The 25,508-nt window shown below is 31.0% G+C and carries 24 protein-coding genes; 6 read left to right on the top strand and 18 right to left on the bottom strand.

The window, feature by feature from the left end; all coding sequences use genetic code 11:
- Positions 1 to 54: 54 nt before the first annotated feature.
- The 7 genes from ACZYT4_RS01770 to ACZYT4_RS01800 all read right to left on the bottom strand — a co-directional run bounded on the left by ACZYT4_RS01770 (position 55) and on the right by ACZYT4_RS01800 (position 5,740).
- Positions 55 to 1,038 carry a sensor histidine kinase gene (locus tag ACZYT4_RS01770; protein WP_463781930.1) on the bottom strand — a complete coding sequence of 328 codons (984 nt, stop codon included), beginning with the start codon at positions 1,036 to 1,038 and terminating at the stop codon, positions 55 to 57.
- A complete protein-coding gene (locus ACZYT4_RS01775; protein WP_463781931.1) occupies positions 1,031 to 1,708 on the bottom strand; it encodes a response regulator transcription factor in 678 nt (225 codons plus the stop codon). Before ACZYT4_RS01775 ends, ACZYT4_RS01770 begins: the two co-directional genes overlap by 8 nt.
- A 20-nt stretch (positions 1,709 to 1,728) precedes the next feature.
- Complete coding sequence (locus ACZYT4_RS01780; RefSeq protein WP_463781932.1) at positions 1,729 to 2,724, bottom strand: helix-turn-helix transcriptional regulator; 996 nt, start codon at positions 2,722 to 2,724, stop codon at positions 1,729 to 1,731.
- 12 nt (positions 2,725 to 2,736) lie between these two features.
- Positions 2,737 to 3,342, bottom strand: a complete 606-nt coding sequence (locus ACZYT4_RS01785; protein ID WP_463781933.1) for a hypothetical protein — start codon at positions 3,340 to 3,342, stop codon at positions 2,737 to 2,739.
- Between the two features lie 96 nt (positions 3,343 to 3,438).
- A complete protein-coding gene (locus ACZYT4_RS01790; protein ID WP_463781934.1) occupies positions 3,439 to 4,485 on the bottom strand; it encodes a hypothetical protein in 1,047 nt (348 codons plus the stop codon).
- A gap of 106 nt (positions 4,486 to 4,591) precedes the next feature.
- Positions 4,592 to 4,864, bottom strand: a complete 273-nt coding sequence (locus tag ACZYT4_RS01795; protein WP_463781935.1) for a hypothetical protein — start codon at positions 4,862 to 4,864, stop codon at positions 4,592 to 4,594.
- A gap of 12 nt (positions 4,865 to 4,876) precedes the next feature.
- Positions 4,877 to 5,740, bottom strand: coding sequence for a DegV family protein (locus ACZYT4_RS01800; RefSeq protein ID WP_463781936.1), 864 nt, complete (start codon positions 5,738 to 5,740; stop codon positions 4,877 to 4,879).
- Positions 5,741 to 5,839: 99 nt separating this feature from the next.
- On the opposite strand from ACZYT4_RS01800, the gene ACZYT4_RS01805 reads away from it, so the two are divergent.
- The 3 genes from ACZYT4_RS01805 to ACZYT4_RS01815 all read left to right on the top strand — a co-directional run bounded on the left by ACZYT4_RS01805 (position 5,840) and on the right by ACZYT4_RS01815 (position 7,669).
- Positions 5,840 to 6,436 (top strand): IMPACT family protein, encoded by a 597-nt coding sequence (locus ACZYT4_RS01805; protein WP_463781937.1) that lies wholly within the window; start codon positions 5,840 to 5,842, stop codon positions 6,434 to 6,436.
- 165 nt (positions 6,437 to 6,601) lie between these two features.
- Entirely contained in the window at positions 6,602 to 7,162 is a 561-nt protein-coding gene (locus tag ACZYT4_RS01810; protein ID WP_463781938.1) for a manganese efflux pump MntP, read from the top strand.
- Positions 7,163 to 7,216: 54 nt separating this feature from the next.
- Positions 7,217 to 7,669: a dUTP diphosphatase gene (locus ACZYT4_RS01815; protein ID WP_463781939.1), complete on the top strand. Its 453-nt coding sequence runs from the start codon at positions 7,217 to 7,219 to the stop codon at positions 7,667 to 7,669.
- Between the two features lie 113 nt (positions 7,670 to 7,782).
- Here ACZYT4_RS01815 and ACZYT4_RS01820 read toward each other — a convergent pair whose 3' ends face one another.
- From ACZYT4_RS01820 to ACZYT4_RS01865, 10 genes are all read right to left on the bottom strand, one after another.
- Positions 7,783 to 8,109 (bottom strand): type II toxin-antitoxin system RelE family toxin, encoded by a 327-nt coding sequence (locus ACZYT4_RS01820; protein ID WP_463781940.1) that lies wholly within the window; start codon positions 8,107 to 8,109, stop codon positions 7,783 to 7,785.
- Positions 8,106 to 8,420 carry a hypothetical protein gene (locus ACZYT4_RS01825; RefSeq protein ID WP_463781941.1) on the bottom strand — a complete coding sequence of 105 codons (315 nt, stop codon included), beginning with the start codon at positions 8,418 to 8,420 and terminating at the stop codon, positions 8,106 to 8,108. Before ACZYT4_RS01825 ends, ACZYT4_RS01820 begins: the two co-directional genes overlap by 4 nt.
- A gap of 275 nt (positions 8,421 to 8,695) precedes the next feature.
- Positions 8,696 to 12,130, bottom strand: a complete 3,435-nt coding sequence (mfd, locus tag ACZYT4_RS01830) for a transcription-repair coupling factor (protein ID WP_463781942.1) — start codon at positions 12,128 to 12,130, stop codon at positions 8,696 to 8,698.
- A 16-nt stretch (positions 12,131 to 12,146) separates the two neighbouring features.
- Positions 12,147 to 12,701 (bottom strand): aminoacyl-tRNA hydrolase, encoded by a 555-nt coding sequence (pth, locus tag ACZYT4_RS01835; protein WP_463781943.1) that lies wholly within the window; start codon positions 12,699 to 12,701, stop codon positions 12,147 to 12,149.
- Positions 12,702 to 12,709: 8 nt separating this feature from the next.
- The gene (gene pulA / locus ACZYT4_RS01840) at positions 12,710 to 14,806 is read right to left on the bottom strand and encodes a type I pullulanase (protein ID WP_463781944.1); all 2,097 of its coding nucleotides are present in this window, start codon (positions 14,804 to 14,806) and stop codon (positions 12,710 to 12,712) included.
- 158 nt (positions 14,807 to 14,964) lie between these two features.
- Positions 14,965 to 16,653 (bottom strand): Na/Pi cotransporter family protein, encoded by a 1,689-nt coding sequence (locus ACZYT4_RS01845; RefSeq protein WP_463781945.1) that lies wholly within the window; start codon positions 16,651 to 16,653, stop codon positions 14,965 to 14,967.
- Between the two features lie 157 nt (positions 16,654 to 16,810).
- Positions 16,811 to 19,207 carry a glycogen/starch/alpha-glucan phosphorylase gene (locus ACZYT4_RS01850; RefSeq protein WP_463781946.1) on the bottom strand — a complete coding sequence of 799 codons (2,397 nt, stop codon included), beginning with the start codon at positions 19,205 to 19,207 and terminating at the stop codon, positions 16,811 to 16,813.
- A 16-nt stretch (positions 19,208 to 19,223) separates the two neighbouring features.
- Positions 19,224 to 21,095: a 1,4-alpha-glucan branching protein GlgB gene (gene glgB, locus ACZYT4_RS01855; protein WP_463781947.1), complete on the bottom strand. Its 1,872-nt coding sequence runs from the start codon at positions 21,093 to 21,095 to the stop codon at positions 19,224 to 19,226.
- Positions 21,096 to 21,243: 148 nt separating this feature from the next.
- Positions 21,244 to 21,450, bottom strand: a complete 207-nt coding sequence (locus ACZYT4_RS01860) for a helix-turn-helix domain-containing protein (RefSeq protein ID WP_463781948.1) — start codon at positions 21,448 to 21,450, stop codon at positions 21,244 to 21,246.
- Positions 21,451 to 21,596: 146 nt separating this feature from the next.
- A complete protein-coding gene (locus ACZYT4_RS01865) occupies positions 21,597 to 22,583 on the bottom strand; it encodes a nucleoid-associated protein (RefSeq protein WP_463781949.1) in 987 nt (328 codons plus the stop codon).
- Between the two features lie 79 nt (positions 22,584 to 22,662).
- Here ACZYT4_RS01865 and ACZYT4_RS01870 point away from each other — a divergent pair, with 79 nt between their 5' ends.
- Together ACZYT4_RS01870 and ACZYT4_RS01875 are read left to right on the top strand one after the other, a co-directional pair.
- Entirely contained in the window at positions 22,663 to 23,367 is a 705-nt protein-coding gene (locus ACZYT4_RS01870; RefSeq protein ID WP_463781950.1) for a YaaA family protein, read from the top strand.
- 18 nt (positions 23,368 to 23,385) lie between these two features.
- Positions 23,386 to 23,625, top strand: coding sequence for a hypothetical protein (locus ACZYT4_RS01875; RefSeq protein ID WP_463781951.1), 240 nt, complete (start codon positions 23,386 to 23,388; stop codon positions 23,623 to 23,625).
- Positions 23,626 to 23,656: 31 nt separating this feature from the next.
- Here ACZYT4_RS01875 and ACZYT4_RS01880 read toward each other — a convergent pair whose 3' ends face one another.
- The gene (locus ACZYT4_RS01880; protein ID WP_463781952.1) at positions 23,657 to 24,202 is read right to left on the bottom strand and encodes a DJ-1 family glyoxalase III; all 546 of its coding nucleotides are present in this window, start codon (positions 24,200 to 24,202) and stop codon (positions 23,657 to 23,659) included.
- 116 nt (positions 24,203 to 24,318) lie between these two features.
- Here ACZYT4_RS01880 and ACZYT4_RS01885 point away from each other — a divergent pair, with 116 nt between their 5' ends.
- A complete protein-coding gene (locus ACZYT4_RS01885) occupies positions 24,319 to 25,506 on the top strand; it encodes an AI-2E family transporter (protein ID WP_463781953.1) in 1,188 nt (395 codons plus the stop codon).
- The last annotated feature ends 2 nt before the right edge of the window (positions 25,507 to 25,508 follow it).

The following is a 25,508-nucleotide window of genomic DNA, read 5'->3' on the forward strand; positions in this document are numbered from 1 at the left end:
GTACCATCGATTTTCCTTACAATTTCTCTTCTATATCTTACAATGTTGTAAGTTTTATTCAACCTGCAAATCCTGCACATGGAAATCAATCATAACGATTGTGCCTTGACCACGCTGAGATGAAATTGAAATAGGATGTCCTAAATATTTCAAAATACGTGCACATAGATAAAGTCCTAATCCACTGGCTTTCTTATCCACTCTCCCATTATATCCCGTAAAACCTTTTTCAAATATCCTTGGCAAATCTTCTTCTTTAATGCCAATACCACTATCTTCTATATATAAGACTTCATCTTTCACATAAATATGAATATAACCATTTTTGGTATATTTTAAGGCATTAGATAAAATCTGTTCCAATACAAAAGATATCCATTTTTCATCTGTTAACACTTTTAAATCAATATCATCTAAACGTAAAGTCAGTTTCTTTTGAATAAAGAATGTTGCCTGTTTTTTCACAACATCTTGAATAATTGTATTTAAATCATAATATTTTAAACGCAAATCTGATGAAATCTGTCCTAATTTCATATAATGCAAAGCCATATCCACATATTGTTCAATCTTTAAAATCTGCAACAGCATATCATTGGTTGAAGTCTCCTGTGATGAGACCAGCAATCTTAAAGCAAAGATAGGTGTCTTGATTTGATGAACCCATAAAGTAAAATAATCCAGCATTTCATGATAATTTATCTCCTGCTGTTCTTTCACACTTTTAAACAAATCATCAATCTTGTGTAATAACTGTTGATATTGTTCTTCTAAAAATGATGAAGATACAGGTAATTCAGACAAAAAAACTTCTTCTAACTGTAAAAGTGCTGAAAGATTACGTGTTTTTTTAACATAGAAATAAAAATCTATACAAAAAAATACAAACAATAAAACAATACATAAAATCGTTGCATAGACAATAGCTTCAATAAGAGCATTATATAAATAAAGTATCAAATAAAAAATCAGTATAAAAGTAAGAGATAATATATAGATAGCTTTACGATCATGAAAATAATGAAGCAGTTTATTCATAATATAATTTATACCCCACTCCTTTTTTTGTATGTATCAATTGTTCAATATGAAAATCATCTAATTTCTTTCTTAGTCTATTCATATTGACACTTAATGTATTATCATCTATAAATTCATTACTCTGCCATAATGCCATCATCAATTCATCTCTAGACACAAAAGTTTCTGATTTTTCAAACAAAATCTGCAAAATCTTTAATTCATTTTTTGTGAGTTCTATGGTCTGATCATGATACGAAATCGTTGCATCCAATAAATTTAAAATCAGATCTTTATATGTTAACACTTGCGTTGATTTAGAAAATGAATATGTTCTACGCAATAAAGCTTGTACTTTTGCTGTTAAAACACTTAAATCAAAAGGTTTTGTAATAAAATCATCTGCTCCCATAGAAATAGCCATCACAATATTCATATTTTCATTTGCAGAAGAAATAAAAATAATCGGTACTGAAGAGATTTTACGAATCTGCTGACACCAATGATAACCATTATAAAAAGGTAAAGAAATATCTAATAATATTAATTCAGGACGTTGTTTTAAATAAATATCTAAAACATGTTCAAAATCATCTATAACATTCACTTCATAATTCCATGTTTCTAAATGTTTTTGGATCGTTGAAGCAATAATTTCATCATCTTCTACAATCATAATTTTTTGCATAACTCATCACCTATGCCCTATTATAACATATCTTGATAAAGCTTGTGCATTGCTTTTATTCTGTCTTTAATTTCATCACAAAGATATTGAGGTGAAATCACTTTGATTTGCGTTTGCATCATCATAATCCAACCAATTAATCCTTCTGAAATAGAGACATCCTCAATCGTCAATAAAAGATGATCCTGATAAAGCTTTTGTACTTTCATATCCTGTCCAAAACGTGAAACCATTTCTCTTAACTGTCTTTGATGACATTCAATCTGCAATGTATCATGATGATGAGAAATAAACATATTCATCATTTTCTCAATTTCCTTTTGCATATCAAACTGTTCCTGAATATTGATATATCCTTTATTTAATGTTTGAATCATACGCATACGATCAATACGATAATTGGTTAACTGTCCTGGATGTTTATCATTATAGGCAATCATATAATAATGATTATTTTGTGATGTTAAAGAATAGGGAGAGACTATGTACTGATCATCTTTATTTCCTCTTTTTGAAGGAACTTCTATGAGTTCATGATCTTGAATTTCATAATCAATATATTGAAAAGATATTGCTTTTTGTTGTTCTATTGCTTTCATAATGACAGATAAATTCACAAAAAGAGAAAAAGAATGTTGACGTTGACTCGGTTGGAAAACAAGCAAACGATTTTGTTGGTGAAATGATGAAAATCTTAAAAGCTTCTGTCTTAATATCTGTTGATCTTCATTATTCAAATCCTGATGGAAAGCAATCTGATCTAATAAGAATTGCATTTCTCCATCATTCAACAAATCTTCACTGATTTTAAAGCCTAATCGATGATAGGAAACAATAAAATCCCTTTGAATCCAACCTTTGAAAAAATCATTAATCTGCTGGATACATGAATATATGGTTTTAATATTCATTTGTATTCCTTTAGACTGTAATTGTTCTAAAATCTCCTGAGCTGTTATGGCTTCCTTTTGAGATTGAAGAATAATCATAAAAATGTCATACATCCTTTTTCCCATAAATTCTATCTCCTAATGACTGATTGCCAATTGATAAGTCTTCTTTTTCGTATAATGGTGTATCAATGAAAGATAATCTTTCATACTGTAACTACGTAATAAATTCAAAAGAGCTTCATCTGAACAATCATCCAATGTCAGTAAATACTCATAAGCCATATGTGGATGATCCTCAATCAAACAAATTTTTGCACATTCTATTGCTTCAACATGATACTTTTGATAAAGAATTTTCATTATTTGTGAAAAAGAAAGACTTTCAAAAGGAATCAGATAACGTATCACACAATATTCCTGTAAAGTGATCGTCTTTTTCGTTATTTTAGAAAAAATATCTTCTTTTAACTGATAATATTCCTGATGTGAAAATAAACTGTTCATGATTACTAAATCATTTTCCATTTCTTTAAAATTCTTTACCTGATAAAGATGTCTTAAAGCAGCAATAAATATTTGATGGCTGATATCCTGTTTTTGCATAATTCCATTCAATTCTTTTTCACAAAAACAACAAGCAACTTCTTCTTGTAAATGATTATTCTTGATAATATCCATTAAATACTTTTTCTTTTGACTCAATGTTATTGATTTTTGATTTTGATATGCTCTTTTCATCATTGTCATCTCCTTGTATTTTTATTATACCTATTTTATGATTCTAGAGATGACTTTATACCTATTTTAACACCAAAAAAACGGAGTTAAAAGACTTTTTTAAGAATATGACTGATAAGTACCCTTACCATAATAGAAAGATGGTTCATAAAGTGTTGGAAATAATACCCATGCATCCATCCCAGCATATTGAATCCAGTAATGATCTATAAAAAGCTGATAAGACCCATAAATCATACCATCTTTATTATTCATAACTTCATGATAAGTTTCTTCCATAAAGATTTTATTCAGCAATTCTTCTTGTATAGTCTTTGAAAAAAGTCGCTGTTTCTTTCCTAATGCCCTGAGTAATGATTGAATTTGAACTTCGTCGATATGCAAATCCATCAACATACGATAACTTTCATCATAAGTGGCATAAGCTAACTGTTTTTGCATAGATTTAAGTCTCTGTGCATAACGTTGATCTTGTAATAAAGTACCTATATTTTGGACGTCTTTAAATGGTAAATAAACAACTCCATTTACCCACATAGGTTCCTCATTCTTCGTTTTCTTTTGATTTTCCTCATTCATCCAAAATCCTCCATGGACTTGATCAGTATGTTTTTTTCCAACAAGAACACCATCAAAAAATCCATAACGTGATGTTCCATATTCTTTGGACCCACCGTGTAATGCATAAATGATTTTTTCATGTTTTTCTATGATATACTTTTGAATTGCTGGTGCTGCTTGAAAATCTAATAAATAAGGATCATTCATTGTTCCTAAACCGGATAAAACTGCCTGACTGATTTCTGCATCTATCACTGAGTGACGATGTTGTTGATGTGAAAGTTTTTGATAAATAGAAAAGCTATAAAAAGGAATAAGCCCTAAAGCAAGAATACTATCAAAAACAATACGAACTAAATTAGGATCATTCATAATACCAATAATCAATGAAATCACAATAGAAATACCTAAACCAAGACCTGAAATCAAATAAAACCAGCTCTGCGTAAAATAAGTTAGACTTATAAAATAAATAAGAAAGACAAACAGATGGGAAAGATTGATATATGAAAACTCATATTCCATATTTAAAGAAAAAGCTGATAACAAACATCCTATGTATAACAATATTTTTCTCATTTTCATATGCTATATGCTCCCTTCAATAATGATATCCTTCCTAACTTCATTATAGCAAATTTTCTATAGCTATCAAAAAAAGACAGGTGATTCTCTTTTTTTCACCTGACTTCTACTCATCCAATGACTTTTTCAAATCCTCAATTTTTTGATTATATTCACCAATGCGTCGATACATATCCATAGCATCTTCATCAATCACACCTTGTGAATCAATTTGTTCGTAATAATATCTTCCTAAATCACGATAAACATCATCACGATCAGATTCAAGATTTTTGATTTTCAGCTTTAATTTTGCAGTTCCCGCAAGTTCCTGTGTTTTATCAATAGCTTCTTCTGTAAACTTAGCAGCCTTTTTTGTGAAATCATCAAATAATGGCATATGAAAAACCTCCTATCCAAAATATTTCTTAATATACTGAACGCCAATACCTCCAACACCCATATGAGCGCCAACAACAGCTGGTAGTTCTCTTAATTCTAATTCTACATCTCCTATTTTTTCTAAAATCATCTTTTTCACATCTTGTGCAGAACTTTCACATAAAACATGTTCAATAGTCACTTTATATTCTTTAGCATTCACACCTAATTCAACCATTCTATTGACAAGAGTCGCTTTCGCTTTTGATAAAGTTCTGACCTTTCCTAAAACATCAATCTTACCACCTAAATCATAGTTTAATTCCATAACTGGCACAATTTTCAGCATACTTGCTAATAAGGCAACAGCTGGAGTAATACGTCCACCTTTCTTTAAATGTTCAAGGTTTGGTGCCATAATGATTGTTCCAGAATGTTCGATCATTTTCTCAAGTATTGTTTGGATTTCGGCAACAGTTTTTCCACTTTCAACTAACTTTGCGGCTGTAAAAACCAGATATTTCTGATTACCTGCTGTTCCTTTCGTATCAATAAGAGTTATAGGAATATCGACCATTTCAGCCGCTACTTTCATCCCATTTAAAGTTGAAGATAGTCCCGTTGCGATTGGTAATCCAATCACTTCTTCATATCCAGCATCTTTGATTCTTTGTAAGATATCCACAAGCTCTCCTGTAGATGGTTGAGAAGTCATGACCATGATATCTTCTTTTTCCATTGTTTCAAAAACTTCTAGGCTAGATATTTCCTTTTGATCTAAATAAGTATGATTTTTCATTGTTATACATAATGGGACAATAAAAATACCCTGATCTTCATATTGATTTAATTCTATTTGACAACCACTATCTGCCAAAATCGCAATTTTTTTCATATCTGATTCCTCGCTTCCAAAAGTAAGTTTCTTATATATTATAACACTTTTGACAATAAAATGAAATCATATATAATAAGGAAAGAAAGGTGTGACATTATGATTTCTATTCAAGATTATACAACGCATACTCTTGTCATCAAAAAATCTGAATTTATCTGTCATCTTATTCCTTGTAGTCATATAGAGCAGACAAAAGATTTGATTGAACAATATAGTGATCCCCAGGCAACTCACAATTGTGTAGCCTATATTGTAGATAATCATGAGCGTGCTTATGATGATGGAGAACCATCAGGTACAGCTGGTATGCCAATGCTCAACGTCTTAAAAATGCAGGGGCTTACCAATATCATTGCGATTGTGACAAGATATTTTGGTGGTATTAAATTAGGTGCTGGTGGTCTAACCCGTGCTTACAGTCAAAGTGTTGCGGAAGCATTAAAACAAGCAGTCATTGTAGAAAAAGAACTCGTTGATTTATATGAAATCACTCTTGATTATACTTATACCCGTAAATTTGAGCATTTATTAAAAATTCATCACATAAAATGTATAGATGTGAAATATGAACAACAAGTCACTTATCTTTGTTATTTAAGACAAATGCAATTCCTTGATCAAATTCAAGAATTGACAAATAACCAATTTCATGCTCAAAAAGTAGGTTCTGACTATATCCCAAAAGATGTTTGACACATATATATAAACTTGATATAATTGGCTCATGATAAGGGAGTAATTAGCACATTATGTGTAATCATGTCAACATCATGATAATATATTTATCTGGTATGATTTTAAATAATGAGACTTGTCTGTGTTTTCACAGTCATGTCTTTTTTATTACAAGGAGGACGTATGGGGTTTTTAGAAATATTTTTTATTGGTATTGGTTTATCAATGGATGCTTTTGCTGTGAGCATTTGTAAAGGACTATCTACAAAAACATTAAAATTAAAGCACGCTTTGATTTGTGGTGGTTATTTTGGTTTCTTTCAAGGATTTATGCCTTTTTTAGGTTTTATTCTAGGTGTTCAATTTAAAAATAAAATTGAAAGTATTGATCATTGGATTGCTTTTATTTTATTAGTTTTGATTGGATTCAATATGATCAAAGAAGCTTTTGAAGATGAAGAAAACTGTAATACAGAATTTTCTTTCAAAGTCATGTTGCCTTTAGCCATTGCAACTTCTATTGATGCTTTAGCAATCGGTGTGACTTTTGCCTTTTTAAATGTTGATATTTTTTCAGCCATTATCATTATTGCTTTAACAACATTTGTTATTTCAATGATTGGTGTGAAGATTGGTCATGTTTTTGGTACAAAATACAAATCCAAAGCAGAAATCGTTGGTGGAATCATTTTAATTTGTATGGGGATTAAAATTTTATTAGAACATCTGCATATTTTGGGTTAATCATTCAAATTTTATTCATTTTGATGTATGATAATAGATAAGAGGTGAAAAAACATGAATGATGTCGCAAAATTATATCAAGTGTATATAAACAGAGAAATTCAAATAGCAAAGAATGAAGTTTTAAACACGACAAGACTCAATCAAAAAATCTTATCTTTTTTACATGATTTATCAGCAGTAGCTCAAGAATCTAGATGTTATCTCTTTTGGGAAAAAGAAGAACCTGTTAACCATCAGCAACTCTTAGAAAGTTATCTTGAAGGATTAACAATGCTGATGTCCATTGGTTATGAATTACGTATTGACAGCATTAAAAGTTATACAGAAATTCCTGAAAGTCAAGATATCTATTCATTATTTTTCAAGATTTATCAGTCTATTTTGAATGTTCAAAAGCAATATTCAAGTGAAGAATATCAAAATACAATTGATGATTACTTCACATTAGGATTCAAGCTTGGCATCAATACTGATGAAATCATTAGTAACTATCAAAATGATTAATCCTCTTTTGAGGATTTTTTGTTTATTATCAAAAACGACAATGAATATCATTAATGATTATCATTGTCGCTTTGATTTGAATTGACCTTTACAAATATTCATTTGATTATCATTCATTTATATTTGTCCATTCTTAACCTGGCATTTTTATAAACGGACTCCTCGGCTCTAAGACCAATAATAACAATAGAGCTCCTTTCATCTTCTTTTATAAGCTGATATACAATACGTATACCAGACTTTTTGAGCTTGATTTTAAAAAGTCCACTTAAATCAATTCCAAATTTAACACCTAAAGGCTTCCCATAATCTCCTTCATAAATAGATAAAGGATTTTGTGAAGTTTTTTCAATGGCTTTGAAAACAATTTTTCTTTGGCTACCATCAAGTTTTTTTAAATCTTTCATTGCCTCATCAATGAAATCAACTTTCCATATCATTCAAATTCTACCTCTTCACAATCTTCTAAATCTTCTGAAGTCATACCAAATTCTTTTTTTACTTCTTCAAAAGAATAGGTTTTTGTCTTATTTTCAATTCGTTCAATCGCTGCTGCACAATCAAGAGCATCTTCAATTTCGTTCATAAGTTCAATATACTTATCAGGAGATAATAAGATACATTCTGGTTCATTATTCTTAAAAACAATCTTTATTCCTGTTTGTTTCACTTCATCAAAGATTTTTTTAGCCTGCCCTTTATTAAATTGAGAGATAGAAACTGTATTCTTTAATAATGTATTCATATCCATAAACGCATTCACCTCACTCATATTATATGCTATAACCAAAAATAAATCTATAAATTTATTAGTTAATTTATATGAAAATAATACATAAAATTTTAAAATAATTATATTGATAAGAAATTATTTAACCTGTTATTCAATATCATTATAACCTCAAAATATTTTTATCATACCAAATCAATTTTCAGAATTATGATTTCATCATATCAAAAACGACAATGAATATCATTAATGATTATCATTGTCGTTTTGAGCAATATCGATGAATATTTAATTTGTTATTGCTTTTGAGCCATTTTCTTTAATTCATTTAATAATTCAATTGTATGTGGCAACCATTGACCAGTTGTTTGAATCATAATCACAATTTCATTTTTTAAATATTTAAGTTGTGGTTTATCATATAAACGGTTAACCAATTCAAATAACTGATCTCCCGCAACATGAGACGAGAACTCCTGTGTCAGCATTAACTGAATATTGCCTCCAACCTCTTTGACTTCATCTACGAAAGGCTCTGTACATAGAATTTCATATCGACGTTTTAAAACAATATTATTGACTTCTCGAGGTAATGTTCCATACATATCCTGTAACTCTTTTTCCAAAGAATTAAGTTCTGTCAAATGCTGTGCCTTATAAATACGTTGATAAAGATTTAATTTTTCCATATCACTTTCTACGTAGTTTTCAGGAATATAGCCATTGACATTGACATTTTGTACTGGAACTTCTTTTTCTTCCTTTTTCTCTCCTGTTTTTTCTTCAATTGCTTCCTGTAAAATTTTCATATACATATCAAATCCAACAGTATCAATGAAACCTGCCTGTTCTCCTCCAAGAATATCTCCAGAACCACGTATTGATAAGTCTCTCATTGCAATCTTATAACCACTACCCAATTGCGCAAATTCTTTAATAGCTTTTAAACGTTTGGTTGCTTCTTCATTCATCTGTTTATGTTTAGCATACAATAAATAAGCATAAGCCAGACGTTCACTACGTCCTACACGTCCTTTAATCTGATATAACTGTGCCAAACCAAAACGATCAGCATCTTCGATAATAATCGTATTGGCATTAGGAATATCAATACCTGTTTCAATAATTGTTGTACAAACCAGAATATCATATTCATGATCGATAAATGACTGCATGACTCTTTCCAGCTCATCCTTACTCATCTGTCCATGTCCAATACCAACTTTTGCCTGAGGAACAAGTCTGGCAATCTGATTCGCAACACTTTCTATATTGGCTGTCTGATTATGTAAATAGAAAACCTGACCTTTTCTTCCCAGCTCTCTTTCAATGACCTGTTTAATAAGCTGTTCACTTTTTTCCATCACATAAGTTTGAACTGGTAAACGATTTAATGGTGGTGTTTCTATTTGTGATAAACCACGAATTCCCATCAAAGACATTTGTAGAGTTCTTGGTATTGGTGTTGCTGTTAAAGTGAGAACATCTATTGTCTTTCTTATCTCTTTAATTTTTTCTTTTTGTTTGACACCAAAACGCTGTTCTTCATCAATACATAATAATCCTAAATCTTTAAAAATAACATCATTAGATAAAATACGATGTGTTCCTACCAATAAATCAACTTTTCCTTCTTTTAAATCACTTAAAATCTGTTTACGCTGTTTTGTTGTGGTGAAACGATTTAACAGGGCAATACGTACTGGGAAATTTTCAAAACGTTGAATCATGGTATGATAATGCTGTGATGATAAAATTGTGGTTGGACAAAGAAAAGCCACTTGTTTATTTGCTAGAATAGCTTTAAAACATGCTCTTAAAGCTACTTCTGTTTTGCCAAAACCAACATCTCCACAAAGCAAACGATCCATTGGTCTTGGTTTTTCCATATCTTCTTTAATTTCTTTCACAGCTTCTTTTTGATCAGGTGTTAATTCATAACCAAAACCTTCTTCAAACTGAATCTGCAAGGCATCATCTTTTGGAAAAGCAAATCCTGGCTGTTTCATTCTTTGTGAATAAATTTCAATTAAACGATCAGCCAAATCATCAACTTTATTTCTGACTCTTTGTTTTGTTTTTTGCCATTCAGTACTATTTAAAGAATGAATTTTAGGTACTTTTCCATCTCTGGAAGCATATTTTCTAACCAGTTTAAAATTTTCCACGGGAATATATAAAGTATCATTTCCTTTATAAGCAATATATAAATAATCTTTTTTGACACCTCTGACTTCAAGTGTCTTGATTCCCATATATTGCCCAATTCCGTTGACATCATGAACAACATAATCGCCAATATTTAACTCATTATAATCATTAATGACTTTCGCATCTTTATATTTAATATACCCTCTCTTTTTATGATTATTGACTTTAAATAATTCTTTTTCAGTTAGTAAAATGACATGTTCATCACAAAAATCAATGCCTGTTGACAGTTGTCCGACATAAATATTAATACCTTCATAAATATGATCATCATTACCAACCAAAGTATAACTCATTTGATGCTGATCTAATAAATCTGTCATCATTTGAATTTGATGATTATTATTTAGACACATTAAAATCTTATTTTGTGCCAAATAATCTTTAATTTGAGAAATAAGCTGATTTTCATTCAGCATGGATAATTGAATATCTCTTGTAAGAAAAGTAATTTGTTTATCAGATGTTCTAAAATCAACAAAATCAATATTAGGTTTTCTAAGCAATGAATCTAAATCATGAAATAATGATAGACCTTTAACCATCTTTCCAAGGCTTTGAAGTTCCTGTGAATAATAGAATGTTTCTTCAACATACTGATTATAGACTTTTTTAATTTTTTCAAGACTTGAAGTGATAACAAAAACCTGATCAAAATAGGAAATCAGTGTTTTTGAAGATGGAAATAATCCCATATATTGATATAAACGTGTACTATTTTCATGATTTTTTAATGCTTCTATATCAATAGAAATCTCTTCTTCAAAATCATCCTGGTAATCAGGACAATCTGTTTGATCTTTCAATTCATAGATTTGTGTGATGACATTATCCACTTCCTGATCATCATATAAAAGATCAGTTGCCGGTAAAATAGTGACTTCTTTAACACTTTCTAATGAACGTTGTGTATTTTGATCAAAGAAACGTAAACTTTCAATTTCATCATCAAAGAATTCAATACGTACAGGATGTTCATATTGGATAGAAAAAACATCAATAACACCCCCACGTTTTGAATAATAGAAAGGTTCATCAACACGTTGAATCATCTGATAACCACTATGAATGAGTTTTTCTCTTAATACCAGAGGATCAATTGTCATTCCTGTTTTTAAATGAAGTGTTTCTTTTTCAAACAAATCAAGATCTGGCAAATAACGCAGATAACTTTGCGTATGACAAATGACAACCAATGGCTGACGTGACAACAAAAGGGATAATGCGTTGATACGCTCTCCAACCAATTCCTGAGAAGACGCCAATGCCTCAACACGTAAAGATTCATCACATGGAAAAAAGGCCACTTTGCCATTCATAAGTGGATAAAGTTCCTGATATAAAAGTTGTGCCTGATAAAGGCTATCTTTAATGACCAGCATTGTTTTGGGGCAAGCGAAAAAAGAACTAGCAATGAGTATCGCCTCATCGCTAGCGTGAGAAACTATAATCTCTCCTTTTCCTTTTTGCATGGCCTGATATGCTGGATTATCTTTTAAAATTTGAATAATCTTCTTCATATCTTTTTATCATCTCCTAATTAAAGGCATTCATTGCTGCTACAAAATCTTTATCAAGCATCATTTCAACAGCTTTCACAGCATGATCAATACCTTCATCAATCAAAGGCTGTTCTTCCTTTGAAAAACGCCCTAAGACATAATCAACAACTGGAATCTGTGGATGTTTGTCAATACCAACTCTGATACGTTTAAAATTTTGTGTCCCCACATGAGCAATAATGCTTTTGATACCATTATGCCCCCCGGCACTGCCACTTTGTCTTAAACGTAATTTTCCTGTTGGCATATCCATATCATCATAAATGACAAGCAAATCTTCTACATTCATCTTAAAATAATTCATCACCTGAATCACTGATTCTCCTGAATTATTCATATAAGTCATAGGTTTCAGCAAAATCACATCTTCACCACGATATTTGAATTTGACATATTCACCTTTAAACTTCTTTACATTGATAGAAACTTGAAAAGTTTCAGCCAAGCGATCCATAACCATAAATCCAGTATTATGTCTTGTTTTCTCATATTCTTTCCCTGGATTTCCTAATCCAACAATTAACTTCATAAAAACTCCTATCTGACTAAAATCGCACAACAAACACCATTCACATCTAATTTCTGATCCAAGATTTTTCCCTTTTCACTATGATATAAAAGTGTAAAACCATCTTCTACATCAACTGAAATATTTTCCAATGAAGCATTGAAATAAATCACAAACTCTTTATATTCTCCTTCATCCTGATGTAACATATATTTAATCATGCGATGATCAATATTTTCTGTTTTGACATTTTTACGTATCATATCATAATTCCTATACCTAAAACAAGGGTTATTCTTTCTTAAATGAATAAGAAATTGTACAAATTGCGTTGTATCTATCTCCATATCCTTACGATTCCAATCTAAAGCATTGACCTGATCCCCTGCATTATAAGTATTAGACAAACCGCCTTTTGTTCTAAAGAATTCCTGCCCACTATGAATAAAAGGAACTCCTTGCGATAAAATAACGGCTGCCAGCATCAATCTGGCACGTTTTTTTCTGGTTTCTTCTGATTCATCATGATTAGAAATCTGAAGCTTATCATAGCATGTCGCATTATCATGACATTCCACATAATTAATGGATTGCGTAATTTGCGCAAACATATCTAAATTACAGATAGCTTTCATGGCGTCATTTGTTTTATACGTGTCACCAGAAAAATATCCTTTTGTTTCCATTTGATTGGTTCCTCTTAAAGTATCTCTGAAAAAATCATTAAAGAAACCAATATATGGTGTTTTAAAATTATTTTGAATTGTTGTACGCAGACTTTCATCTAAAGCTGTTCCCATATTCCATCCTTCACCATAAACAACAAACGAAGGATCTATAGCTTTTCCTTGAGCATCAACCAGTTTCATTGTCTCTTGATCAATAATGCCCATTAAATCAAAACGAAAACCATCTATTCCATATAATACCTGCCAGCGTCTACACATATCTAAAATATATTTTCGACACATTAAAGCAGTTGTATTTAAATCGTTCCCACACCATGAACCATTAGAAAGACTGCCATCCCCGTTTCTTCTAAAGAAATAATGGGGAACTGTTCTCTCTAAAGCATTGATATTCACATCATGCATATGGTTAAAAACCACATCCATAACAACACGAATACCACGTGAATGAAGGGCTTCAATCATTCTTTGAGCTTCTGTAATACGCATATATCCATCATCAGGATCAGTCACATAGCTTCCTTCTGTGACATTATAAGCCAATGGATCATATCCCCAGTTATATAATTCTAATGGGTTCTTTTCATCAACTGTCGCAAAATCAGCAATAGGCATTAACTGTAAATGAGTAATACCTAAGCAAGATAAATAATCTAATCCTGTTGGATTGCCACTATCTGTGGATGTATTCAATTCAGTGAAAGCAAGAAACTTCCCTTTATTTTTCATTCCACTTGTAGAAGACATTGAAAAATCACGGACACTTGTTTCATAAATAACCATATCTGTCATTTTTTCTAGAACTGGTAAATCAAAATGACGACATGGCACTTTTTCTAAATCTACAATAATGCTGGCACGTCCATTGGATGATGAAGAATACGCATAAGGATCCAATGTTACTTCATAGCTATTGGTATGACGAATCAGATAGACATATTGTTCTAATTCCAAATCTTCATGAACTTCTGCAAAATAAACACCTTTCTTTTGTCTTTTCATAGGAAAAAGCTCAGTTTCTCCATTCCATTTCATAATCTTCAATATAACACCTGTAGAAAGTGGTGCCCAAACTTTAAATGTTGTTTTTTCTTTTGTATACTGGTTACCTAAATCATTATTATCATAGAAATACAATTCATCAAAATCTTCACACATGGAAAGCTTTGAAAAATCTAAATAGCAGCTCAATCCATATGCATCAACAATCTTATAAACTTTACCCATAGTAAAATTAGTATGGAAAACATACTCCTGAAATCCATTATTGGTTTCATTATGTATTGAATCTCCATGCAAAGGGATCAATTCATCATTTTCAATATTCTTAATATAAAACTGACTACTGATTCCATTATAATATCCCGTTGATAAATAAACTCTAATTTCATTAAATGTGACAGCATAAGCTTTCATTCTCACTGCATTTTCTTCCATATCCTTTTCCTTTCTATTTTTTATATGCTTTTATCACTCCAAGTATAACACAAACTTATATAAAAAACTATCAAAGAATGTAACCCCTTTACATATAAAAAAGACAGTGTTATGATGTCATTCTATTCTTATGACAATCTTAACTCTGTCCCTTATTTTTATGAATTTGTAGCCTCATGAAGATCAATCTTTGTTCTATTTACGCCCTTCATCTGTTCTTTAACCTTGTAAAATGCTTCTGCAATATTCAATCCATGATCACCAATTCTTTCAAAATCCGTTAAAATCTTCGTATAAACAACACTATTTTCAGTTGTACATGTTTTATCCTTCAATCTTGATAACTGATTCATAGAAAACTGCTGATGTGTTTTATCTATGCTATCTTCTATTGTATGAACTTTATTGACAATCTGATTAAATTCTTCATAATCCATGATTTTCAGTTCATTTAAAATATGAATACAAAGATCCTTCATCACACCAATTTCATATATTGCTTCATGAGAGAAGTATCGATTCTCATCATGTAAAATCTCTGCACGCTTAGCAATATTCATGGCATGATCACCTATTCTTTCAATATCAGAAGATATCTTCAAAAACAACCCTATAGATTGTGAACCTTCAATTGGAAATTCTGCAGAAATTGCCTGTGTTGTAAACTCAACAATATTTTCATTTAAATAATTGATATATTCTTCATTCTTTTGAAGATTTTCATACTGATCAGCTTTAAAGTTAGTCAATAATTCAAATGATTTCTTGACATTCTCAATCGCAACATCCAGCATATTCTGTGTTTCATGAAATAACTGTGTATTTGCGATTGAACTTGTTCCAATATGATAATCATTCGTAAAAATCTGAAAATCCAAATACTTCAATTTCATATCATCTTCATTTTCATCTTTATCAGGTAAAATCATAAATGATAAATCAACCAGCTTTGTGCCAACAGGTAATAAAATGAGTGTTGTGACAACATTAAATACTGTATGTACATTGGCAATTTGAGCCACAACATTTGTTGGTGTTAAAGAAACCATAAATGAAGCAAATGGTGTCAACAAACTGATCAATACAAAAATAATCGTTCCAATAATATTAAAAGACAAATGTATAATTGTCGTACGTTTCGCATTACGATTTGCACCAATAGATGCAAGTACTGCAGTAATACATGTTCCAATATTTTGTCCATATAATACATAAATGGCTGAAGGTAATGTGATGACTCCACTCATCGCTAAAGCCTGTAAGATTCCTACAGAAGCAGAAGATGACTGAATAATAGCTGTAAAAACAGCGCCAACAAGAATACCAATGAATGGATTTTCAAAGTTTGCAACAATATGAGCAAATTCAGGAGAACTTCTTAATGGTGCCATCGCTCCAGACATCATTTCCATACCCATAAACAAAATACCTAATCCTGCGATAATTTCACCAATCGCATCAAGTTTTTTACTTTTAAAAAAAGCAATCAAAACAACACCTACAAAAGCAATCACAGGTGCCAATGCCGTAATATCAAGAGCAATCAATTGTCCTGTAATCGTTGTTCCAATATTTGCTCCCATAATGACCCATACCGCATTTTTAAGCTCCATCAACCCTGCATTGACAAATCCTACAGTCATCACTGTGGTTGCTGAAGAAGATTGCATAATTGCTGTAGTCAATGCACCTACAAGTGTTCCTAAAAAACGATTTGTTGTTAATTTTTCTAAAATTGATTTCATCTTATTACCGGCTGCCAGCTCTAGTCCTGTTGACATCATCGTCATTCCATAAAGAAATAAAGCTAAACCACCAAGCATTGAGAATATATTCGTCAGATCCATGTCTTCCTCCTATCAATACAGATAAAATTTAACATAATCTTAATGCAATGTAAACATAAGCTTAACATAATTAAACGTTTTTTTATTATACCCATATAACTTCATGAAATAAACAAAAAACCAATGAGATCAATCATCACTCATTGGTTTTCATTGTTTATCTTTTGACTCTATCTAATTTCCAGATATCTTTAACATATTCTTCAATTGTACGATCTGAAGAGAAATATCCAGATTTTGCGATATTGACAAGACACATCTGAGACCATTTTGCACGATCACGATATAATTCATCAACCTTTGCCTGAGCTTTTAAGTAAGCTTCAAAATCAGCAAATAAGAAGTATTCATCATTACGATTCATCAATTCGTCAAAAATCATTCTGAATTCTTCTCTTGATTCATGGAATGTTCCATCTACTAATGAATCAACAACATTTTTAATACGTGGATCATTATTATAATAATCCCATGCATTATATTGTCCACTCCATCTTAAGTCATTAATTTCATTATCTTTTAAACCAAAGATAATAATGTTATCGTCACCAACACGTTCAGCAATTTCAACATTTGCTCCATCAAGTGTTCCAACAGTGACTGCACCATTCATCATAAATTTCATATTTCCGGTACCACTAGCTTCTTTTCCAGCTGTTGAAATCTGTTCAGAAACATCAGCTGCTGGCATGATCTTTTCCGCAATTGTCACACCATAGTTTTCAATGAAAACAACTTTTAAATATTGGTTTGTATCAGGATCATTATTCACCACATCAGCAACACTGTTAATTAATTTAATAACTTTCTTTGCGAAATAGTAAGCTGGTGCTGCTTTTGCGCCAAAGATAAATGTTCTTGGATAAATCTTGAATTCTGGATTCATCTTCATTTGTTGATATAAGTAAATCACATGCATGATATTTAATAATTGACGTTTATAAGCATGTAATCTTTTGACTTGAATATCAAAGATACTATTCACATCAACTCTGATACCATTGTGTTGATAAATATAATCAGCTAATACCTGTTTTCTTTGTTGTTTCACATTATAAAATTTGCCTTGCACAATTGAATCATCAACATAATCCATTAATTTTTCTAACTGTTCTGGATCTTTAATCCATGCATCTCCAATTGTTTCATTCAATAATGATGTTAATTCTGGATTTGAATAAGCTAACCATCTACGATGAGTAATACCGTTTGTTTTATTGTTGAATTTCTTTGGATATAAGAAATAAAAATCTTTCATTTCCTGTTCCATTAATATTTTTGTATGTAATCTGGCAACACCATTGACACTAAAGCTTCCTACAATAGCCAAATGTGCCATATGAACTTGACCATCTTTTAAAATCATCACACGATTTAATAAATCATCATCATTATCACTCACTTGTTTAACATATCCAATGAATCTTCTATTGATTTCCTCAATGATCTGATAAACTCTTGGAAGTAATGCCTGCATTGTTGAAATTGGCCATTTTTCCAAAGCTTCTGATAAGATTGTATGATTTGTATAGGCACATGTCTGTGTTGTAATATGCCATGCCTCATCCCAATCCATATCATATTCATCAATTAAGATTCTCATCAATTCAGGAATAACCAATACTGGATGAGTATCATTTAACTGAATGACATTCTTTTCATGGAAGTTTGATAATGATGGATAAACTCTTAAATGATTTTTAATGATGGCACGTAATCCTGCTGATACAAAGAAATACTGTTGTTTTAAACGTAATGTACGACCAGCAAGTGTCGAATCATCAGGATATAATGTCTGACAAATATCTCTCACTTCTTGAGCATATTGTCTAAAATCCTTATTAGAAGGAATTTCATCACTTGGTTCAGAATGCCATAAACGAAGTGTATTTGTGACTGTTGTATCATTTCCTACAATTGGCATATCATAAGGAACAGCTCTGACACATTCAGCATCCACATGATCCCATTTACCAGTTTCTTCATTCCATACAACATGTCCCCAGAATTTTACATCTACCGCATGTTTAGGTTTTCTGACTTCCCACATATTTCCTAATCTTAACCATTGATCAGGAACTTCAACCTGGTATCCATTTTCAATTTTTTGTTTAAATAAACCATATTCATAACGAATTGTATTTCCAAATGCTGGATATGAAAGTGAAGCCAATGAATCCATAAAGCATGCAGCCAGTCTTCCTAAACCACCATTTCCAAGTCCTGCATCAGACTCTAATTCTTCCAAATCATGGATATTAATTCCATAATCTGCCAATCCTTCCTTAGCAATCTCATAGATTCCTAAGTTCATCATATTATTAACCAGTAAACGTCCAATCAAAAACTCCATAGAGAAATAATGAACTTGTTTCTGATAATTTGTTTTCGTTGCCATTTTGGTCATAGCCCAATTGACAGAAGCATAATCACGCACCATTCTTTCAAGTGTCATAAACTTTTCTGTAATGTGTGATTCTTCTACTGTACGTCCGTAAGATTCAATAATTCTTCTTGAAAACTCATATTTAAATTCTTCTTTTGTCTTAAACATATTTCGTCTCCCTCAACTATTTTCTCTTCAATTCAAATATCATACTCGAAAATGGTGCAATGTCAACCAAAATCGAATTTTCTTTGTTGACAGCGTGTATTTTTTGTGATTTGATAGCACGCTTATTCGTGAAATTGCTGCCTGTATAGTAGTCTGTATCCGTATTAATAATCTCTTTATAAGTACCAGCTACTGGGACTGGAATACGATAACCATGATGTGTATTACCAACAAAGTTCATTACACAAATAAGCACTTCTCCATTTGGTGCATAACGTGCGTAGGCAAAGACACTTTGTTTCATATCATCAACAACCAGCCATTCAAATCCTTCTGGATAGTAATCATACTGATATAAAGCAGGATGATTTAAAATCAGATGATTCAAATCTTTGAAATAACGATGGAAAGAATCATGTTGTGGGAATTTTAACAATACCCATCCTAAAGCTTTCTTTTCATCCCATTCCTTATATTCTGCTAATTCATTACCCATAAAATTCAATTTCTTACCAGGATGTGTCATCATATATAAATACAATGACTTACATTGAGCGAATTTCTGATCATTATCTCCCCACATCTTATCCAAAATTGTCCCTTTACTATGAACTACTTCATCATGTGAAAATGGTAAAATGTAATTTTCACGATAGAAGTACATCATAGAAAATGTCAGTTTATTGTGAACATCAGGATATTGTCGATAAACAGGATCCTTTTTAAAATAAGATAATGTATCATTCATCCAACCCAAATCCCATTTATAATCAAATCCAAGTCCGCCAGATTGTGGTGCTGTTGTGACATTTGGATAATCTGTTGAATCTTCCGCAATCAGCATGACACCTGGGAATAAACCATTCATATGTGAATTCATACGTTTCATGAATTCTATGGCTCCATCGTTAATACCACGTTCCTTATTGCCTTTCCAATAAATCAGATTACTAATCGCATCAAAACGAATACCATCAACATGGAAGTAGTTTGCCCAGAAATGAACAGAAGACATCAAGAAACTACGCACTTCTTCTCTTCCTAAATCAAAATAACAGCTATCCCATTCTGTATATCTTAAATTAATATCTGGATATTCATAGACAAAACCACCATCAAACTGATGTAAACCATGCCCATCCTTCACAAAATGCGCAGGCACAAAATCCATAATGACACCAATGTTATTTTTATGGCAAGCATTGATAAATGCCATTAACTGTTTTGGATTTCCATAACGACTTGTCGCACTAAAATAACCAGTTGCCTGATATCCCCATGAACCATCAAATGGGAATTCAGTTAATGGCATCAATTCAATATGTGAAAAACCATTTTCTACAACATATGGAATGATCTGATCAATCATTTCTTCATAGCTGTAATATTCTCCATCTTCTTCATCTGTAAAATCTTTTTTCATTTTCCATGAACCAATATTGGCTTCATAGATATTTAAAACTCTATCAAAATTCTTTGTACGTTTATTTAACCAACGTTTATCAGCCCATCTAAAGCCATCAATTTTATAAACTTTAGATGCTGTACCTGGTCTTAATTCACTAAAGAAAGCATATGGATCTGCGCGATCAACCCAAGATCCATTGGGTGTTTCAATACGATATTTATAGACATCATATTGTTTGATTTTAGGAATAAATAAAGTATATATACCCCCATCTGTATATTTTTCCATATAGTGATTTTCCCCATCCCATTTGTTGAAATCACCAACAACCTGCACACTTCTTGCATTTGGAGCATATACAGTAAATCTTACACCCTTTTGTCCATCCAATTCTTCAAAATGTGCACCAAAAACTTTATACATTTCTAAACAATTTCCCTCATGGAAAAGTTGTATCAAAAAGTTATCCAATTGTGCCATATTAAAACCCCTTTCATAGTTTTTATTATACATGAAAACGCTTAAAAAAGCACCCATTATTTGTCAAATGAACATTTTCATATTTCCTCTCTTTCCTATTTTATACGATAAAAACTCTATATATTGAAATAAAAAAAAGACAGATTTTTTACTCTGTCTCCTTAATAAACTCAATAACGTCATTAGGTGTGCAATCTAATGCATCACATATTTTTTCTAAAGTATATGTTGAAATACCCTTTCCGTGTTTAATATTATGGATCGTTCTTGCATTCATTCCATATTGATGAATAAGGGCATATGTTGTTATAGACTTTTCTTTCATTGTCTTAAATAATGGTGCATAACTAATCATCTTCTCACAGCCTCTTTTTTATTATGCCCATTTCTTAAGATTATGAATATATTGAAAAATGTAACTATATCGTCACTTATGTATCACTTTTGATTCTCAAATGGAAAGCTTTACTGTTTGATTGAAAACTTTCCAATCATACACTTTTACTTTACAATCACTTCATTGACATCTTTTAATAAAATAGAATATGTTCCATCTTCCTGTTTGACTTTTTCTATCTTATCGCCAGATAAATATTCTTCTATAGGTAAGCTAATTTCAATATCATCATCTAATACCAGCTTACATTTATCCATTGATGTTAAAGATAAACTTTCAATACGATCTTCCTCATCAATGCCTAAATCCTTCATCATGATTTCACTTTCTTCCTGTGCCTGACCATCCGATTCCAATACTTTTTTCACAATTTCTAATGGTTTGACAGGTTGATTTGTATCAATTCTTTCCTGAATTTCATGCTTCATTAAAGGTAAAGCTTTACCATCATTAACATTATAAATATCATCCATCTTTCTTACAACTTTTTTCATGGTTGACATCTTTTGTTTATCAGTTAGCTTTTCTTCACCTTTAATCCACTGTGCATTTAAATAGAAATCCATTTTTCCATCAATCATATATTTCTTTTCAATTAAAAATAATTTTTTAGCATCTACATTCACAACAATTGCCTCATCTACAGGAGACCCTATTGTTGGTAAAACCTGTTTTTTAGTAATGCGAATGTTTTCTTCATCAATGACACTCATAGGAATATAACGATAATTGAGCTTTAAAGCTGCCACATATCTTTCCCCATTTTTATAACAATCTACAAATAGAACATTGCTGTTAGGCATTTCTTCAATAACTGAACCTAACGCAAATAATTTGTCCGTCATTTCATGTGCCTGCTTGATAAATTCTTCATCACTTTCAATCATCTTTTCACTTCTTAACATCATTTCATGTAAAGAACCAACTGTTAATTCTTTAAGTGAAGGAGAATTTAATGCCTTCTCCACTTTCTTACGATAATAATCAATAGATGTTTCATTCATATCGACAAAGTCCGTAGAATGATAAATCTTACGATGTTCAAAATCTAGCATATGCATTAAAATCTTATTTATGACTATTGTATTCATCTTATCACCCGCCAAGATTATAACATATTTCTTTACCTGTGACATTAATTACTTTATAATAATTTCGAGGTGAAATCACATGAAAATTGTCATTGCCCCAAGTAAAACAATGAAATATCAAAAGATGCCTTTTGTGGGAAGTGAACCTTTATTTCAAGAAGAAACACAATATCTTACAAACATTTTAAAACAATATAATGATGAACAGTTATGTCAACTCATGAAAATATCTTATAAACAGGCGACCCAAGTCTATCAGTATTTTCATGAAGAACAGACAGCTCATCCTGCTTTAGCTTTTTATCAGGGAACTGTTTTTAAACAACTCGCATTAGCATCATACATGAATCATCAAGACTACTTATCTGAACATTTATGTATTTTAGACGCTTACTATGGTGTCTTAAAATATAATACTTTAATAACTCCATATCGTTTAGATATGACAATGAAACCTGATCATATCAACTTATATGATTATTGGTATACACCTTTATATCAATACTTTGAATCAGTTGATTTTATTATTTCTTTAGCTTCTAAAGAATTTACGAATATGTTAAGACATCCTCATATCTATTTTATAGATTTCATGATCAATGATCATGGCAAAATAAAAAGAAATGCCATGATTATCAAAAAAGCTCGTGGTCAGATGTTAAATCAGATGATCCTAAATGAAATTTGTACATTAGATGAATTGAAAACACTCAATATTGATGGTTTTACATATCAGCCAGATTATAATCAAGAAGGCACTTTAGCATTCGTTAAAGTGCTATAATATACAAAGGAGATTATTATGTTAAAAAGTGAAAAAGTTATCATTATTGGAATTGGATCTTTTATAGGGTTATTTATCTTGAACTCTTATTTTTTATCTTATATTCTATCATTTCTTGTTGTAGGTGGAGATGATTATGTGCTCTCATATATGATGCCAATATACAGTGGTATTGCACTGATTGGAGCTATTGTCATCTGTTGTAGTTATATAATCATTAAGAAAATAGATATGCTTAAACAGATATTGAATAAATGAAAATCAGCAAGAATCAAATCTTGCTGATTTTTTATTTCACTAAATAATGATACTGCATACCTTCACGGATATCTTGAGAAGGTTGTCCTAATTTTTCTAAGATTGTATAGGCAAATTCCAAAGCAGCCGCAGGTCCACGTCCTGTAATAATATTCTGATCACAGCATACTAATACATCTTGATAAATTCCTGAAGGAATTTCTTTTTCAAATCCAGGATAACAAGTAAATTTCTTGTTGTTGACAACATGGGCTTTTTCTAATGAAATGGGTCCTGCACAAATCGCACCAATCCATTTTCCTTGTTCATTAAATGTCTTTAAAATATCAATAACTCTTTCATCATCACGAAGAGATGTTGCGCCAGGTAATCCACCAGGTAAAACAACGATATCTGCATTATAAACACTTTCATCAAATAACTGATCCATTTTCACTTCAATCCCATGTGAACTTTTCACACTCATTGTATCCATTCCAACCATTAGACATGTCATTTGTGCTCTTCTTAACACATCAACAACACTTAATGCTTCTAATTCTTCAAAACCATCTTTAAATAAAACCGCAGCTTTCATTTTCAATTCCTCCTTACTTTTTATCTATTTTAACATGTTTTGATATCATAAACAATGAACTACACTTTTATATATAATTATGTTATGATTATAAACATAAAAGAGAAGGTGAATCTATGATTGACAGAACCCAAATCGTTAAAAAAAATAAAACGATTTTCTATTTAACTTATGTAATTCTTTTAGCATTTGTTGTTTTTAACTATGAAACAGTTTTTTCTATGTTAAGTGATATATTATCTCTTGCAACACCTTTTTATATTGCTATTGTGATTGCTTTTGTTTTAAATATACCAATGCGTAAAATTGAAAATCTCTATAGTAAAAAAATTAAACGCAAAGGATTAAGAAGAGGACTTTCTATCGCAACAACATTACTTTTAGCCTTACTTTTAATTATTTTATTTTCATCATTTATCATTCCTAGACTTGGTGAAAGTATTGCTTTGATCATTACAAATATTTTTAATTATGCTGATCGTTTAGTCACTATGATTAATGATGCTTTAGCGCATTTTAAAATCAATTATGCGATTAACTATGATTCTATTCAAGAAGCTCTCACAAGCCTTGATTTAAATCATCTGCTTTCCCAAAGCAGTAATATTTTAAGTAATGCTGGTATTAATCTTATTTTTCAATCTATTGGTATCTTTGGTGTTTTTATCAATGCTATCACTTCATTTATTATGGCAATTTATTTATTAGCTAATAAAGAAGCACATCTTAGACAATTAAAGAAAATTGTCACATTTATTTTTGGTTATCATCGCTCACTTGTGATTTTTGATATTGGAGCTGAAGCCAATCACTATTTTAATGGTTTTATTTCTGGTCAATTATTAGAAAGTTGTATTCTGATGGTCTTAATGTATTGTGGTTTTAGAATTACATCATTACCATTTCCAGAACTATTGGCATTTATTATTGGTATTTCCAGTTTAATTCCTATGTTTGGAGGCTATTTTGGTTTTGCGATTAGCTTTATCTTGATTTTAGCTATCAATCCAACACAAGCGATTATCTTTACCATTTGTTTCGTAATTATCCAACAGTTTGAAGCTAATATTATTTATCCACGTGTAGTGGGTGGTGCTGTTGGTATTTCTGGTCTATATGTCTTATTATCATTAGTTATTTTTGGAAATCTTTTTGGTTTCTTTGGATTGTTGATTGCAGTACCAAGTATGGCATTGATTTATGCAGTTGGAAGTCGTGTTGTCAATATCTCACTTTATCGTAAGCATATTGAAATCACAGACAAAACAATTAAAAAATTTAATGAAGAAGAAAATGGACAATAGCG

The organism is Massilimicrobiota sp. mt181 (genome assembly GCF_055420065.1).

What these genes read in the sequence shown, in the direction of transcription:
- ACZYT4_RS01770 (WP_463781930.1), bottom strand. Translation starts at nt 1,038, where the DNA reads ATGAATAAACTGCTTCATTATTTTCATGATCGTAAAGCTATCTATATA.
- ACZYT4_RS01775 (WP_463781931.1), bottom strand. Translation starts at nt 1,708, where the DNA reads ATGCAAAAAATTATGATTGTAGAAGATGATGAAATTATTGCTTCAACG.
- ACZYT4_RS01780 (WP_463781932.1), bottom strand. Translation starts at nt 2,724, where the DNA reads ATGGGAAAAAGGATGTATGACATTTTTATGATTATTCTTCAATCTCAA.
- ACZYT4_RS01785 (WP_463781933.1), bottom strand. Translation starts at nt 3,342, where the DNA reads ATGATGAAAAGAGCATATCAAAATCAAAAATCAATAACATTGAGTCAA.
- ACZYT4_RS01790 (WP_463781934.1), bottom strand. Translation starts at nt 4,485, where the DNA reads ATGAAAATGAGAAAAATATTGTTATACATAGGATGTTTGTTATCAGCT.
- ACZYT4_RS01795 (WP_463781935.1), bottom strand. Translation starts at nt 4,864, where the DNA reads ATGCCATTATTTGATGATTTCACAAAAAAGGCTGCTAAGTTTACAGAA.
- ACZYT4_RS01800 (WP_463781936.1), bottom strand. Translation starts at nt 5,740, where the DNA reads ATGAAAAAAATTGCGATTTTGGCAGATAGTGGTTGTCAAATAGAATTA.
- ACZYT4_RS01805 (WP_463781937.1), top strand. Translation starts at nt 5,840, where the DNA reads ATGATTTCTATTCAAGATTATACAACGCATACTCTTGTCATCAAAAAA.
- ACZYT4_RS01810 (WP_463781938.1), top strand. Translation starts at nt 6,602, where the DNA reads ATGGGGTTTTTAGAAATATTTTTTATTGGTATTGGTTTATCAATGGAT.
- ACZYT4_RS01815 (WP_463781939.1), top strand. Translation starts at nt 7,217, where the DNA reads ATGAATGATGTCGCAAAATTATATCAAGTGTATATAAACAGAGAAATT.
- ACZYT4_RS01820 (WP_463781940.1), bottom strand. Translation starts at nt 8,109, where the DNA reads ATGATATGGAAAGTTGATTTCATTGATGAGGCAATGAAAGATTTAAAA.
- ACZYT4_RS01825 (WP_463781941.1), bottom strand. Translation starts at nt 8,420, where the DNA reads ATGGATATGAATACATTATTAAAGAATACAGTTTCTATCTCTCAATTT.
- mfd (WP_463781942.1), bottom strand. Translation starts at nt 12,130, where the DNA reads ATGAAGAAGATTATTCAAATTTTAAAAGATAATCCAGCATATCAGGCC.
- pth (WP_463781943.1), bottom strand. Translation starts at nt 12,701, where the DNA reads ATGAAGTTAATTGTTGGATTAGGAAATCCAGGGAAAGAATATGAGAAA.
- pulA (WP_463781944.1), bottom strand. Translation starts at nt 14,806, where the DNA reads ATGGAAGAAAATGCAGTGAGAATGAAAGCTTATGCTGTCACATTTAAT.
- ACZYT4_RS01845 (WP_463781945.1), bottom strand. Translation starts at nt 16,653, where the DNA reads ATGGATCTGACGAATATATTCTCAATGCTTGGTGGTTTAGCTTTATTT.
- ACZYT4_RS01850 (WP_463781946.1), bottom strand. Translation starts at nt 19,207, where the DNA reads ATGTTTAAGACAAAAGAAGAATTTAAATATGAGTTTTCAAGAAGAATT.
- glgB (WP_463781947.1), bottom strand. Translation starts at nt 21,095, where the DNA reads ATGGCACAATTGGATAACTTTTTGATACAACTTTTCCATGAGGGAAAT.
- ACZYT4_RS01860 (WP_463781948.1), bottom strand. Translation starts at nt 21,450, where the DNA reads ATGATTAGTTATGCACCATTATTTAAGACAATGAAAGAAAAGTCTATA.
- ACZYT4_RS01865 (WP_463781949.1), bottom strand. Translation starts at nt 22,583, where the DNA reads ATGAATACAATAGTCATAAATAAGATTTTAATGCATATGCTAGATTTT.
- ACZYT4_RS01870 (WP_463781950.1), top strand. Translation starts at nt 22,663, where the DNA reads ATGAAAATTGTCATTGCCCCAAGTAAAACAATGAAATATCAAAAGATG.
- ACZYT4_RS01875 (WP_463781951.1), top strand. Translation starts at nt 23,386, where the DNA reads ATGTTAAAAAGTGAAAAAGTTATCATTATTGGAATTGGATCTTTTATA.
- ACZYT4_RS01880 (WP_463781952.1), bottom strand. Translation starts at nt 24,202, where the DNA reads ATGAAAGCTGCGGTTTTATTTAAAGATGGTTTTGAAGAATTAGAAGCA.
- ACZYT4_RS01885 (WP_463781953.1), top strand. Translation starts at nt 24,319, where the DNA reads ATGATTGACAGAACCCAAATCGTTAAAAAAAATAAAACGATTTTCTAT.